We start from the raw sequence: 11,895 nt of genomic DNA on the forward strand, positions 1-11,895 counted from the left end.
GCCCCGGAGAACCAGAGCAGGCCCAGCCCTTCGCACAGCATCAGGACGCACAGCAGGCGCGAGCGCGCCGGCAGGCCGTGCCGGCGCGCCAGGCGATCGGACGCCAGCCCGCCCAGCGCGCGGCGAGGCAGGAGAAGATCACGTACAGCGCCGGCGTGCTGAGCAGGGTGAGGCTCTGCGAGACCAGCAGGCCGCCGATCATCGCGATGCCGAGCGGGCGGCGCAGCTCCGAGCCCTCGCCCAGGCCGATGGCGATCGGCAGCGCGGCGAGGATCGCCACCATGGTGGTCATCATGATCGGACGGAAGCGCACCAGGCAGGCCTCGCGCACCGCCTCCAACGGACTCTTGCCGTGCTCGCGCTCGGCCACCAGGGCGAAGTCGATCATCATGATGGCGTTCTTCTTCACGATGCCGATCAAGAGCACCAGCGCAATCTGCGAGATCACCGACAGCTCGGTGTTGGTGAGGTACAGCGCGAGCAGCGCGCCCATGCCGGCGGCGGGCAGCGTGGAGAGGATGGTGACCGGGTGGATCAGGCTCTCGTAGAGCATGCCGAGCACGATGTAGACGGTGACGATGGCGGCCAGGATCAGCCACAGCATGCCGCTCTGCGACTGCTGGAAGCGGCGGAAGTCACCGCCCACGTTGAGCTTGATGTCGCCGGGCATGCGCATGTTGTCGACGGTGTGCTGGATGATCGCCATCGCCTCGCCCATGCTCGCGCCCGGCGCCAGGTTGAAGCTCAGGTCCATGATCGTGTACTGGTCCTGGTGGGTGACCTGCGAGGGCGCCAGCCCCGACTCCTGGTGCGCCAGCGCGTTGAGCGGGATCATCTTGCCGCCGCTGGACTGCACGAAGATGCGCTCGATCGCCTCGGGCGTGGCCACCTGCGTGGGCAGCGCGTTGATCACCACGCGGTACTGGTTGAGGTCCGAATAGATGGTGGACACCGAGCGCTGGCCGAAGGCGTTGTAGAGCGCGCCGTCGATGGTGCCGATGGACACCCCCAGCCGCGCCGCCTTGTCGCGGTCCACCACGATGTTCTGGCGCAGGCCGGCGTCGTCCACGTCCGAGCCCACGTCCTTGAGCTTGGGGTTCTTCTTCAGCTCGCTGACCAGCCGGGGCAGCCACAGCTGCAGCTCGCCCAGGTCGTCGCCCTGCAGCGACACCTGGTACTGCGCGCCCTGCCCGCCGCCGCCGAAGCCGCCGCTGGGCAGGTCCTGGATCGGGCGCAGGCGCAGGTTGAGATCGGGGTATTTGCCGGCCTGGGCGCTGAGCCGGTCGAGCACGGCGAACATGTCCTCGCGGCGGCCCTCGGCGCGGGTCTTCAGCTCGATGTTGAACGAGCCGCTGGTGCCCATGCGGCTGCTGCCCAGGCGCGAGCTCACCGCCTTCACCGCCGGGTCGGCCAGCAGCATGTCGGTGAGGCGGCGCTGGCGCTCCACCATGTCCTGGAAGGAGACGGTGGTGCCCGAGGTGGCGCGGCCGGCGATGAGGCCGGTGTCCTGCGCCGGGAACAGGCCGGTCTTGACCAGCCCGCCGAGGAAGAAGGTGGCCGCGATCAGCGCCAACGGCGTCAGCGCCAGGGCCAGCGCGTGGCGCAGGGAGAAGTCCAGCGCGCGCCGGTAGGCGCCCAGCATGCCGGCGTGGAAGCGGTCCAGCAGCGCGCCCAGGCGCGTGGGCCGCGCCGGCTCGCGCTGCCCCTTCAGGAAGCGTCCGCACAGCGAGGGCGTCAGGGTGAGCGAGACCAGCGCCGACATCACGATCGCCGCCACCAGCGTCATGGTGAACTCGTGCATGAAGAGGCCGGTGAAGCCGGGCGCGAACAAGAGCGGGATGAACACCGCCACCAGCGAGGCGGTGATGGAGACGATGGTGAAGCCGATCTCGCGCGCTCCGGCCAGCGCGGCCTGCAGGCGCGGCATGCCCTGGTCGATGTGGCGGATCACGTTCTCGATCACCACGATGGCGTCGTCCACCACGAAGCCGATGGCGATCACCAGCGCCAGCAGGGTGAGGTTGTTGAGCGTGTAGCCGAACAGGTACATGGCGAGGAAACCGCCGGCCAGCGACAGCGGCACCGCCAGCGCCGCGATCAGCGTGGGCGCCAGCCGGCGCAGGAACAGCGCCATGGTGAGCACCACCATCGCCAGCGAGATCAGCAGGGTCACCTGCACCTCGTGCAGCGAGGCGCGGATGGTGGGCGTGCCGTCGAAGTACGGGGTGAGCGTGGTGCCGGGGGTGAGGTAGCTGCGCAGCTCCGGCACCAGCGCCTTCACCCCGTCCACGGTGGCGATCACGTTGGCGTTGTCCTTGCGGTACACGTACATCAGCACCGCCGGCTTGCCCTGGAACCAGGCCGCCTGGTAGGCGTCCTGCTGGCCGGCGTAGACGTGGGCCACGTCGGAGAGGCGCACCGGCGTGCCGCTGCGGTTGGCGATCAGCAGGTCGGCGAATTCCTCCGCGCTGTGCAGCTGGTCGTTGGCGGTGAGCGCGATGGTGGTGCGCCCGTCGGAGAGGAAGCCCTGCGGCGAGGTGACGTTGGCCGCGCTGAGCGCGTTGCGCAGCTGGTCCATCGACAGGCCCATCGAATTGAGCGCGCGCAGGTTCACGTCCACCCGGATCGCCGGCGTGGCGGCGCCGGCGATGTCCACCGTGGACACGCCCGGCAGCTGGCGCAGGCGCTGCGCCAGCAGCGAGTCGGCCACGTTGAAGAGGTCGGCCGCCGACTGCGTGTCGGAGGTGAGCGCGAAGGCGATCACCGGGTCGTCGTTGGGGTTGGCCTTCTGATAGCTGGGCGCGCTGTTGAGGCCGGCCGGCAGGTCGGGCGCGGCGGCGTTGATGGCCGCCTGCACGTCGCGCGCGGCATCGTCGATGTCGCGCCCGCCCTGCAACATCATGAACACCACCGAATTGCCCTCGGAGCTGCGCGAACGCATGCTGTCGATGCCCGGCACCTGGCCCAGGTGGCGCTCCAGCGGCGCGGCCACGGTGGAGGCCATGGTGCTGGCGTCGGCGCCGCTCTGCGCGGCCTGCACGAAGATCACCGGGAACTGCATCTGCGGCAGCGCCGCCACGCCGAGCAGGCCGTAGCTGATCGCGCCGATGATGAAGATGCCGATGGCGAGCAGCGAGGTGCCGATCGGGCGGCGGATGAACGGGCCGGAGATATTCATGCGGTAGGCGGTCGGTACGGAAGGCTCGCGGGGCGCCTGGTCGCTACGACAACGCGCGAGGCGGCCCGGGGTTGAACGGCCCAAGGTTGAACAGCCCGGGGTGGGTCGGCCTGGGGTGGGTCGGCCTGGGGTGGACCGGCCTGGATTGGATCGGCCTGAAGTCGACCGGCCCGCGGTTGAACGGCCCGGCGCCGGGTGGTCTGGGGTCGGGTTGCCGCGCGCCGTGCGGCCGGCGGCCGCACGGCCACCTTAGCAGCAACGCGAAAGGGGCGCGGACCGAAGTCCGCGCCCCTCGTGCGCCGCCGCGGCTCACACCGCGCGGCTGTCGGGCTGGGCATGCGCCAGCACGCGCCGCTCGCGGCGCACCCGGAGCCAGTCGGAGAAACGTTCCATGTAGAGGTAGATCACCGGCGTGGTGTACAGCGTCACCAGCTGCGACAGCAGCAGGCCGCCCACGATGGACACGCCCAGCGGCCGGCGCAGCTCCGCGCCGATGCCGTTGCCCAACGCCAGCGGCAGGGCGCCGAGCATGGCCGCCGCGGTGGTCATCATGATCGGGCGGAAGCGCAGCAGGCAGGCGCGGCGGATCGCCTCGTGCGCGTTCAGGCCGGTGCGCCGGGCCTCGATGGCGAAGTCGATCATCATGATCGCGTTCTTCTTCACGATGCCGATCAAGAGCACGATGCCGACGATGCCGTCCACCGACAGGCTCATGCCGCACAGGAGCAGCGCCAGCAGCGCGCCCACGCCGGCCGGCGGCAGGGTGGAGATGATGGTGAGCGGGTGGATGTAGCTCTCGTAGAGCACGCCCAGCACGATGTAGATCACCACCACCGCGGCGAGCAGCAGCAGCACCTCGTCGGTGAGCGAGGCGGAGAACTCGGCCGCCTTGCCGATGAACTCCCCGCGCACCTGCGGCGGGAAGGCCAGCTGCCGCTCCACCTCGTGGATCGCCGTCACCGCCTGCGACAGCTCGTAGCCCGGCGCCAGGTTGAAGGAAAGGGTCACCGCCGGCAGCTGGTTCTGGTGGCTCACCACCAGCGGCGAGCTGGTCGCCACGGCGCTGGCCAGGGCCGAGATCGGGATGCTGCCGCCGCTGCCGATCTGCAGGCCGGTGTTGGACTGGCCGACGCCAGTGGCGGTGGCCGAGTTGCTCGACACCAGCTGGCCGAACACGGTGGCGTTGCTGCCGGTGAGCGCGCCCGAGCCGTTGCCGCGCACGGTGAGCTTGTTCAAGAGGTCCGCGCTGGTGCGGAACTCCGGCGCCACCTCCAGCACCACGCGGTACTGGTTGAGCTGGGTGAAGATGGTGGAGACCTGGCGCTGGCCGAAGGAGTCGTACAGCGTGTCGTCGATGGTCTGCACCGGCACGCCGAGGCGGCTGGCCTTCTCGCGGTCGATGGTGAGCCTGAGCGCGTTGCCGCTGTCGACCAGGTTGTTGTCCACGTCCGCGAGTTCGGGCCGCTGGCGCAGCGCCTGGGTCATCTGCGCGGCGTACTTGGCCAGCTCCTGCGCGTTCACCTCCGACATCGCGTACTGGTACTCGGTGGCGGCGACGCGGCTGTCCAGGGTCACGTCCTGCACGGGCTTCAAGTACAGCGCCACGCCGGGAATGCCGGCCACCGCCCGTTGCAACCGCGGCAGCACCTCGTCCAGGCCGTCGCGCTGGCCGCGATCCTTCAGCACGATGCTGACCTGGCCCTGGTTGAGCGTGGGGTTGATCGAGCCGGCGCCGATGAAGGCGGCCACGCCGGTCACGCCCGGGTCGCGGCGCAGCGCCTCGGCCACCGCCTTGGTGCGCAGCTCCATCTGCGGGAAGGCGATGTTCTGGTCGGCCTGCACCACGCCGGTGATGAGGCCGGTGTCCTGCTCGGGCAGCAGGCCCTTGGGGATGGTGACGTACAGCACCACGGTGAGCACCACGCTGGCCGCCGCCACCGCGATGGTCAGGCGCTGGTGGCCGAGCACCCAGTCCAGCGAGCGCTCGTACACGCCCACCGTGCGCGACCACACGGTGCGCTTGCCGGCGGCGGCGTGGCGCTCGTGCGCGTCGTCGCCCTCGGGCAGCGCGTCGGGCTTGAGCAGGTAGGCGCACATCATCGGGGTGAGCGTGAGCGACACCAGCATCGAGATCGCCACCGCGATGGTCAGCACCCAGGCGAACTCGTGGAACAGGCGGCCGGTGACGCCGGGCATCAAGAGCAGCGGCAGGAACACCGCGATCAGCGACACCGTCAGCGACAGCACCGTGAAGCCGATCTCCCTGGCGCCGATCTCGGCCGCTTCCTTGCCGTCCTTGCCCTGCTCGATGTAGCGCACGATGTTCTCGATCATCACGATCGCATCGTCCACCACGAAGCCGGTGGCCACGGTGAGCGCCATCAGCGAGAGGTTGTCCAGCGACATGCCGGAGAAGGACATCACGCCGAAGGTGCCCAGCAGCGACAGCGGCACCGCCACCGAGGGGATCACGGTGGCCCACAGCCGGCGCAGGAACACGAAGATCACCGCCACCACCAGGCAGATGGTGAGGATCAGGGTGAACTCCACGTCGTGCACCGAGGCGCGGATGGTGATGGTGCGGTCGGCGAACACGTCCAGGTGCACGTCGGCCGGCAGCACGCTCTGCAGCTGCGGCAGGAGCTTGCGGATGCGCTCCACCGTCTCCACGATGTTGGCGCCCGGCTGGCGGCGCACGTCCAGCAGCACCGCCGGCTTGCCGTCGGCCCAGGCGGCGAGCTGGTCGTTCTCCACGCCGTCGACCACGCGCGCCACGTCGGACAGGCGCACCGGCGCGCCGTCCTTGTAGCTGATGATGGTGTTCTTGTACTCGGCCGCGTCCACCAGCTGGTCGTTGGTGCCGATGGAGTAGCTCTGCGTGGCGCCGTTCAGCGTGCCCTTGGGCGCGTTGACGTTGGCCTGGGTGAGCGCGTTGCGCACGTCCTCCATGGTGAGGCCGAGGTTGGACAGCTGCGAGGGGTTGACCTGGATGCGCACGGCCGGGCGCACGTTGCCGGCGATCGACACCAGGCCCACGCCCTGCACCTGCGAGAGCTTCTGCGCCAGGATCGAGTCGGCCAGGTTGTTCACGTCGCGCAGCGCCACGCTGCCGGAGGTGAGCTTGAGCGTGAGGATGGGCGCGTCGGCCGGGTTCACCCGGTTGTACACCGGCGGGTACGGCAGCGCGCCGGGCAAGAGCGCCTGCTTGATCGCCGACTGCACGTCCTGCGCGGCGATGTCGATGTCCCGGTCCATGTTGAACTGCAGGATGATGGTGGACAGCCCGGCGGAGGAGTCCGAGCTCATCATGCTCAAGCCGGAGATCTGACCGAACTGGCGCTCCAGCGGCGTGGTCACCAGCGAGGCCATGGTGGTGGCGCTGGCGCCGGGGTACTGGGTGGTCACCACCAGGCTAGGCGCGTCGATCTCCGGCAGCGCCGACACCGGCAGCTGGCGATAGCCCAGGATGCCGAGCAGCAGCACCGCCGCCATCAGCAGCGAGGTGGCGATCGGCCGGCGGATGAAGAGTGAGGAGAATCCCATGGGTGTCTAGGCAGCCGTGGTGGCGGGTCGGCGGTGGACCGCGGGTGGATGGGAGCCGTGCGGCGCCGGCCGTCCCGGCGCGGCCGCGGCGCGGGCGCGTCCGTCAGCCACGACCGCCGCGGAAGCCGCCACGCTGGCCCTTCTGCTTGGCCTGCTGCAGCTCTTCCGGCGTGGGCGCGGCCGGTACCTCGCCCGGCTTGAGCGCCTTGACCTTGCTGCCGGGCTTCAGGCGGAACATGCCCTCGGTGACCACGCGGTCGCCGACGGCGAGGCCGTTGCCGATCATCACGTGGCTGTCGCCGACCTCCTGCATCACCTTCACCGGCTGCATCTTCACCGTGCTGTCGGCCTGCACCTGGTACACGTAGTCGCCGTCGGGGCCGCGCTGCACCGCCTGGGCGGGGATCACCAGGCCCTCGGCCACGGTGCGCACGCGCAGGCGCACGTTGACGAACTGGCCCGGCCACAGCTCGCCCTTGAGGTTGGGGAACACCGCGCGCAGGCGGAAGGTGCCGGTGGTGTTGTCGATCTGGTTGTCGATCACCTGCAGCTTGCCGTCGTCGGCCACCGGGTGGGCGTCGGTGCTGTTGAGCGCCACCACTTCCAGCGACTGGCCGGCGGCCGCGGCGGCGCGCACCTCCTCCAGGTAGCGCTCGGCCAGCGGGAACTGCACGTAGATCGGGTGGATCTGGGTCAGCGTGACGAGGTTGCTGGTGGTGGTGACGATGTTGCCCGCGTCCACGCCGCGGATGCCGGCCACGCCGTCGATCGGCGAGAGGATGCGGGTGTAGCCCAGCTGCACCTGCGCGGTGTGGATGGCCGCGTCGGAGGCCGCCACCGCCGCCTCGTACTGGCTGACGTTGTTGCGCTGGGTGTCGAGGTCGATCTTGGCCACGTACTGCTGGTAGGCCGGATCCTGCGAGCGGGTGTAGTTGCTGTGCGCGGTGGCCAGCAGGGCCTGGTTCTGGCGCTTCTGCGCCACCGCCTGGTCGTAGGCGGCCTGGAAGGTGCGCGGGTCGATCTGCGCCAGCAGGTCGCCCTTCTTCACCTCCTGGCCCTCGGTGAAGTTGATGCTGAGCAGCTGGCCGCTCACCTGCGGGTTCACGGTGACGGTGTTGAGCGCCTGCACGGTACCGGTGGCGCCGAGGTAGATCGGCACGGCCTGGCGCACCGTCGGCTCCACCGTCACCGGCACCGGCGGGGTGTCCTTGCCGTCGGCATCGGGCCGTGCGGCGGCCTGCGCGCCGCGGCCACCGCCACCCTGGCTCGGCTTGTGCAGCAGACGGACGCCGACCACCCCCACCACCACCACGAGGGCAACGACGATCAGCGCGATCTTCCAAAAACGCGACATTTAAAAACTCCCCGAGTGGACGAATGCTCGCCCCGGCACACGACGCGCGCCGGAACGGCAGGCTGGGCGAAGCATAGGGGCAAGCAAACGGTATTGGACAATGCCAGTTGACACGGGTGGACCATGACCGATGGCAGGGTCGAGTCCGCCCCAGGCTTGCACGGGCGGGCGCGCCCTGCCCCATCGCTTGCCGCGCCCATCCGTCTATAATGCCCGACCTGTTGCGTTGCCCGTAATGGCCGTTGCAGCCCGGCGGCCCCACCCCACGGTTCTACTGCCTGGAGTCCCTGCGTGAGCGCTGCATCTCCTTCCGACCGGAAATTCGTCCAACAGTTCTCGATGCTGATCGCCTTCCTGGGCGTGCTGACCGTGGTGCTGATCCTGGGCGCCTACGCGATCTACAGCCGCCAGCCCAGGGAAACGGACCCCGCCAACGCCAGGGAAACCGCCGCGCGCCTCGCCCCGGCCGGCGCGGTGTACGCCGGCGACACCGGCCGCGCGGCGATGCAGGCGGCGCAGGAAGCCGCCGCCAAGGCCGCCGCCTCGCAGGTGGCCTACGGCGGCAGCACCGACGGCAAGACCATCTACGACAACCTCTGCCACGCCTGCCACACCGCCGGCGTGGCCGGTGCGCCCAAGCTCGGCGACAAGGCCGCCTGGGGCCCGCGCATCGCGCAGGGCCTGGCCACCCTGGTCAAGCACGCCACCGAGGGCTACAAGGGCCCGGACGGCAACGTCATGCCGCCCAAGGGCGGCAACCCCGCGCTCACCGACGAGCAGGTGAAGAACGCGGTGCAGTGGGTGGTGAACCAGGCCAAGTAGGGCAATGGCCCACGCGGCACCGCCTCCGGCTTTTCGCGAGGCATGAGGGAATGAACCCGCTCGGCACACGGGTGCTCACACAGCGCGCGATTGGGTGCGCGTCGTTCGGCTCAAAGGCTTCAAAGCACCGCCGCGCCGCCTGAAACCCCGAGGCCAGCCCGGCCCCTCGCCCCAACCCTCTCCCCGGCGGGGAGAGGGAGCAAGGCGCCCCCTCACGCCCCCTCGATCCACGCCCGCGCAAACGCCTGCAAGGCCGGAAAGAACGCCTCGAACCGTTCCTGCAGTGCCGCCGAGCGCGCCTCCAGCACCGGCAGCGCGCCGGCCAGCGGATTGGCCCGGCTCAAGCGGCTGCCGAGCCCGGCCAGGGCCCGCGCCAGCACCGCCGGGTCCGCATAGCCCGCCGGCAGGTCGTTGGCGTCCATGTAGGCCAGGAAGCGCCGCAGCGCGGGCGGCAGCAAGGCCGCGTGCCGATGCAGCAACGCGCGCAGCTCGGCGGAGAACGCCGGCAGCGGCTGCGCGCTCCAGCGACCGAAATCGCGCGCCAGGCAGTGGTCGAACCACATGTCGAGCAGGATGCCGGCGTAGCGCCGGTACGGCGGCGGCAACAGGACGCGCGCCGCGGCCACCTCGGGATGCGCGTCGGTGAACACGTCGATGGCGCGGTGCAGGCGGATGCCGCGCGCCACGCCCGGCGGCAGCGCGGGGTCCGGCGCACCGCGCACGAAATCGCCCAGCATGCCGCCCAGCCGCAGGGCGTCGTCGTCGCCGGCGAGCAGCGCGTGGGCCAGGTGGTTCACGGTCCGGCTCCGCGCCGCGGCGAGGCGGCGGTTATCATTCTGCGCATGAACCCCACCGCCTTCTCCGCCGACCCTTCCGCCTTTCCCGACCAAGCCGCCAGCTTCGCGCTCAGCGGCCCGGCCGGCAAGCTCGAGACGATCACCGACGTAGCCGAGCCCGCCGAGGCCCGTCGCGGCACCGCGGTGATCTGCCACCCCAACCCCGCCCAGGGCGGCACCATGCACAACAAGGTGGTGACCATGCTCGAACGCTCGCTGCGCGAGCTGGGGCTGGACACGGTGCGCTTCAACTTCCGCGGCACCGGCGAGTCGGAAGGCCACTACGACGAAGGCAACGGCGAGGGCGGCGACCTCGCCGCGGTGGTCGAGTGGGTGCGCCGCGTGCGCCCTGGCGACGCGCTGTGGCTGGCCGGCTTCTCCTTCGGCAGCTACGTGTCGATCCGCAACGCGGTGCGCCTGCGCGCCGACGCACTGATCTCCATCGCCCCGCCCGCCGGGCGCTGGCCGTTCGACGATATCGAACTGCCCGCCTGCCCGTGGCTGGTGGTGATGGGCGAGGAAGACGAGGTGGTGGAGCCCCAGGCCGTGTTCGACTGGATCGACAGCCTGCCGGTGCAGCCCGAGCTGGTGCGCATGCCCGAGACCGGCCACTTCTTCCACCGCCGCCTGATGGACCTGCGCGGCGCGGTGAAACACGCGGCGCACGCATGGCTGCCCGCGAAGCGGGAGAACGGCGGCGCCTAGCGGGCCGGCACGCCCGCACCGCCGCGCCCCGGCGAGACGCCCGCCCCGGCGCCTCGCCCCTCCCTCCCGCTTGCGATCCCAGGCCCATGTCCGCACCCACGCAGCTCCCCTCCGCCCGCTACCAGGAAGGCATCGCCCTGCACCGCTGGGAGGCCGACCCGGCCCAGCAGGCGGTGCTGCCCGAGTTCGACCGCATGCATGCGGCGCTGTGCGCGGCACCGAACGGCAACGGCAACGGCAACGGCCTGTTCGGACGACTGAAGTCGCTGCTCGGCAACGAGCCGCGCGCGGCCGTGCCGGGCCTCTACCTGTGGGGCAGCGTGGGCCGCGGCAAGACCTTCCTGATGGACCTGTTCGTCGCCAGCCTGCCGGCCGGCGTGGTGCTGCGGCGGCATTTCCACCGCTTCATGGAAGAGGTGCACGCGCGCCTGCGCGAACTGGGCGAGCGGCAGGATCCGCTGCTCGCCGTGGCCGACGGCCTCGCCGCCGAGCACCGCGTGCTGTGCCTGGACGAGTTCCTGGTCCACGACATCGGCGACGCGATGATCCTCGCCGGCCTGCTCGAGGCCTTGTTCGCCCGCGGCATGACCCTGGTCACCACCTCCAACACGGTGCCGGCCAAGCTCTACCGGGACGGCCTGCAGCGCGCGCGCTTCCTGCCCGCCATCGCGCTGCTGGAGCAACACTGCCGCGTGGTGGAGATGGCCTCCGCCCACGACTGGCGCCTGCGCACCCTCACCCAGGCCGCGGTCTACCACACCCCGCCCGGCCCCGAGGCCGAGCGCGCGCTCGCGCGGATCTTCGCCGACCAGGCCCAAGGCGCGGTGCGCGAGGGCGGCAGCATCGAGCTCAACGGCCGCGCGGTGCCGGTGCGCAAGCGCGCCGACAACATCCTGTGGTTCGACTTCGATGCGCTGTGCGAGGGCCCGCGCGCGGTGGCCGACTACATCGAACTGGCCAAGGCCGGGCCCACGGTGATCCTCTCCAACGTGCCGCAGTTCACCGTCTACAGCGAGAACGAGGCGCGGCGCTTCGTGCTGCTGGTGGACGAGTTCTACGACCGCCACGTGAAGCTGGTGCTCTCCGCCGCCGCGCCGGTCACCGAGCTGTACGACGGTGAGCGCCTGCGCGCCGAGTTCGGCCGCACCGAGTCGCGCCTGATCGAGATGCAGAGCGAGGCCTACCTCGCCAGCGAACACCTGACCTGAGCGCCTGTTCACGATCTTGCCGCCGATGTGCTGGGGGCATGGCGCGTGCCTTGCGGTAGTCCTGTGGGCGCGGAAACGCGGCTAGCTCGCTCTTGCTCGTCGCTCTTGCTCGTCGTTCCGGCGCAGGCCGGAGGCGCTTCACAACAGCGAAGCTGGTCACCCAGAGCAGTTACGCCTTGCTCGAAGCGTGGCGCTGCCCTGGCCGGCCGTAGGCCGGGGTTTCGCTCCCCTGCCGATGAGCGAGTTACT

7 protein-coding genes are annotated in these 11,895 nt (G+C 70.6%); 3 read left to right on the forward strand and 4 right to left on the reverse strand.

Annotated features, from left to right (window positions below; genetic code table 11):
* Positions 1 to 40 precede the first annotated feature (40 nt).
* The 3 genes from ACH65_RS17440 to ACH65_RS17450 all read right to left on the reverse strand — a co-directional run bounded on the left by ACH65_RS17440 (position 41) and on the right by ACH65_RS17450 (position 8,075).
* The gene (locus ACH65_RS17440; RefSeq protein ID WP_049623909.1) at positions 41 to 3,178 is read right to left on the reverse strand and encodes an efflux RND transporter permease subunit; all 3,138 of its coding nucleotides are present in this window, start codon (positions 3,176 to 3,178) and stop codon (positions 41 to 43) included.
* Between the two features lie 309 nt (positions 3,179 to 3,487).
* Positions 3,488 to 6,721, reverse strand: a complete 3,234-nt coding sequence (locus ACH65_RS17445; RefSeq protein ID WP_049623910.1) for an efflux RND transporter permease subunit — start codon at positions 6,719 to 6,721, stop codon at positions 3,488 to 3,490.
* A 103-nt stretch (positions 6,722 to 6,824) separates the two neighbouring features.
* Complete coding sequence (locus ACH65_RS17450; protein WP_049623911.1) at positions 6,825 to 8,075, reverse strand: efflux RND transporter periplasmic adaptor subunit; 1,251 nt, start codon at positions 8,073 to 8,075, stop codon at positions 6,825 to 6,827.
* A gap of 339 nt (positions 8,076 to 8,414) precedes the next feature.
* On the opposite strand from ACH65_RS17450, the gene ACH65_RS17455 reads away from it, so the two are divergent.
* Positions 8,415 to 8,897, forward strand: coding sequence for a c-type cytochrome (locus tag ACH65_RS17455; protein ID WP_049623912.1), 483 nt, complete (start codon positions 8,415 to 8,417; stop codon positions 8,895 to 8,897).
* 212 nt (positions 8,898 to 9,109) lie between these two features.
* Here the strand turns inward: ACH65_RS17455 and ACH65_RS17460 are convergent, their stop codons facing one another.
* Entirely contained in the window at positions 9,110 to 9,694 is a 585-nt protein-coding gene (locus tag ACH65_RS17460; RefSeq protein ID WP_049623913.1) for an acyl carrier protein phosphodiesterase, read from the reverse strand.
* A gap of 45 nt (positions 9,695 to 9,739) precedes the next feature.
* Between ACH65_RS17460 and ACH65_RS17465 the strand changes: the two genes are divergently transcribed.
* Together ACH65_RS17465 and zapE are read left to right on the forward strand one after the other, a co-directional pair.
* The gene (locus tag ACH65_RS17465; protein ID WP_049623914.1) at positions 9,740 to 10,438 is read left to right on the forward strand and encodes an alpha/beta hydrolase; all 699 of its coding nucleotides are present in this window, start codon (positions 9,740 to 9,742) and stop codon (positions 10,436 to 10,438) included.
* Between the two features lie 86 nt (positions 10,439 to 10,524).
* Positions 10,525 to 11,646 (forward strand): cell division protein ZapE, encoded by a 1,122-nt coding sequence (gene zapE / locus ACH65_RS17470; protein ID WP_049623915.1) that lies wholly within the window; start codon positions 10,525 to 10,527, stop codon positions 11,644 to 11,646.
* Positions 11,647 to 11,895: the final 249 nt, after the last annotated feature.

Source organism: Frateuria defendens, assembly GCF_001182895.1.
Lineage (GTDB): Bacteria > Pseudomonadota > Gammaproteobacteria > Xanthomonadales > Rhodanobacteraceae > Frateuria_B > Frateuria_B defendens.